Raw genomic sequence first — 1,167 nt, forward strand, 5'->3', positions numbered from 1 at the left:
CCCGGGATCCAAATTATCTTCGTGCGCCGGACGTCTTGAGTGTCGGGATCACGAACGGAGCCACGCATACAGATGCATACAAACTGCCAAAACACTGATACTTGGGCCGAATGCGCTCCCGTTTGCGTAATCGGGTGCAAAGTAAACGCATGATACGCATAAAGCGCATGTCGCGCGCCTCGCAGGTCAGCAGAGCGTTCCTCGAACTCGCTGACGCACTGGTTGGTAAATACGACGTGCTCGATTTGCTGCGCACTCTTGTCGATCAATGTGTTGTGTTGCTAGACGCCACCGCAGCGGGCGTGGTGTTGGTGGATCAAAACGGCCAACTACAGGTTCTCGCCTCGTCGAGCGAAGAAGGCCACATCGTTGAAATAATGCAACACCGGGCCGGTGCAGGTCCCTGTGTCGACGCGTTTCTGACCGGCGAGGTCGTCACACTGAGTGACATTGAAGCGGACGGACACCGATACCCTGCTTTTCAGATGGCTGCGCTCAGCCAAGGTTTCCAATCAGTTCATGCCATTCCGATGCGCTTGCGCCCAAATACCATCGGGGCACTGAACCTGTTCCGAACGCACAAAGGCGTGTTGAGTGATGAAGACGCGACAATCGGTCAGGCATTGGCAGACGTCGCGACCATCAGTCTTCTGCATGAAAGCGCCGCTCGAGAAAGTACGGCGGTGAACGAACAACTACAACGCGCGCTGAACAGTCGTGTCTTTATCGAGCAGGCCAAAGGCGTCATCGCCCAACGTAATGGCATCAGTATGGAGGAGGCGTTCAAGCGTCTGCGCCAGCACGCCCGGTCACGCCAGGAGCCCATGCACGTCAGCGCCGCAAACATCATCGATAACCTCATCTTGATTTAGGGCACGGAAGGTGACGTCGACTTTCGGGGCCTGCTGGCCGCACCGATAATGGTCGCGGTCCCGGTACTGGACCAGAGCTTGGACAGCTGCGCCAGCGATTCGGGCGAGCACGTCTGTTGTTCGATATTTGGCTATCCACACCGGTGGAACTGCGTCGTGGTCCCTCTCGTATCACGGCGGTGCTACAGATCGGAGAGGACGAGAGAGCCTAGCGAACGAGCACTTAGAGGGGGCGTGTGTGGTGCTGCGAGGTGACAGCCCAGGCAGTGGATAAGACGATGGATTGCGTTGAACC

The 1,167-nt window shown here is 57.2% G+C and carries 1 protein-coding gene; it reads left to right on the plus strand.

Annotated features, from left to right (window positions below; translation table 11 throughout):
* Positions 1–149 precede the first annotated feature (149 nt).
* A complete protein-coding gene (locus JF66_RS20525; protein WP_369798084.1) occupies positions 150–872 on the plus strand; it encodes a GAF and ANTAR domain-containing protein in 723 nt (240 codons plus the stop codon).
* The last annotated feature ends 295 nt before the right edge of the window (positions 873–1,167 follow it).

Origin of the sequence: Cryobacterium sp. MLB-32 (genome assembly GCF_000738085.1) — a bacterium.
Taxonomy (GTDB): Bacteria; Actinomycetota; Actinomycetes; order Actinomycetales; family Microbacteriaceae; genus Cryobacterium.

Excerpts from the sequence above, each read along its gene's own strand:
- JF66_RS20525 (WP_369798084.1), top strand. The coding sequence starts at position 150 with ATGATACGCATAAAGCGCATGTCGCGCGCCTCGCAGGTCAGCAGAGCG.